1 protein-coding gene is annotated in these 961 nt (G+C 74.2%); it reads left to right on the forward strand.

The genetic code is table 11. The features are described from left to right. On the forward strand, window positions 1–961 hold a 961-nt coding region (locus AC13HU_RS37680; protein ID WP_483046509.1), incomplete at both ends, for a protein kinase domain-containing protein.

Consider the following 961-nt stretch of genomic DNA (forward strand, 5'->3'; position numbering starts at 1 on the left):
GGCTCTTCGCGGGCAGATACGAACTCGCGGAGCTGCTCGGCTCCGGTGGCATGGCCCGGGTGCACCGCGCCCGGGACACCCGGCTGGGCCGGGTCGTCGCGATCAAGACCCTGATGCCGGAACTGGCGCTGGACCCCGACGCCCGCCGCCGGTTCGCCCGCGAGGCACACGCCGCCGGCGCGCTGAACCACCCCGGCGTCGTCACCGTCCACGACCAGGACGAGTACCAGGACGGCGACACCGTGGTGCCGTACCTCGTCATGGAGTACGTACGCGGCGGCACGCTGGCCGAACTCGTCCGCGAACAGGCCCCGTTCGAGCCCGAGCGGGCGGTGCGGATCGCCTGCGACATCCTCGACGCGCTCGCCCACGCGCACAGCCACGGCACCGTGCACCGCGACGTGAAGCCCGCCAACGTGATGGTCACCGAGGAAGGCGCGGTCAAGGTCGCCGACTTCGGCATCGCCCGCGTGCTGGACACCGACACCCGGTTGACCACCGTGGGCTCCTCCGTCGGCACCCCCAGCTACATGTCGCCGGAGCAGATCGGCGGCGGCGACGTGGACGCCCGCAGCGACATCTACGCGGTCGGCTGCGTGCTCACCGAACTGCTCACCGGCAAGCCGCCGTTCCACGACGGCAACCCGCTGAGCCTGATGTACTGGCAGGTCCACTCCGAGCCGCCGGCGCCCTCCACCCGCAACCCGCGGGTGCCGGCGGAACTGGACGCCCTGGTGCTGGCCGCGCTCGCGAAGGACCCGGCCGACCGCCCCGCCGACGCCGGGGTCTACCGGGCCCGGCTGTGGGCCTGGCTGACCGCCGCCCGCTCCGCCACGATGAACGGGCCGGCCACGCTGCCGCCGAGCGACTTCGGACTGCCGCGGCCCGCCGCCCCCACGACTGGCCCGACCACCGGTCCAGGCGCCGGTCCAGGCGCCGACCCGCGCGCCACCTTCGGTGT

This window comes from Streptomyces sp. NH27, from assembly GCF_056859195.1.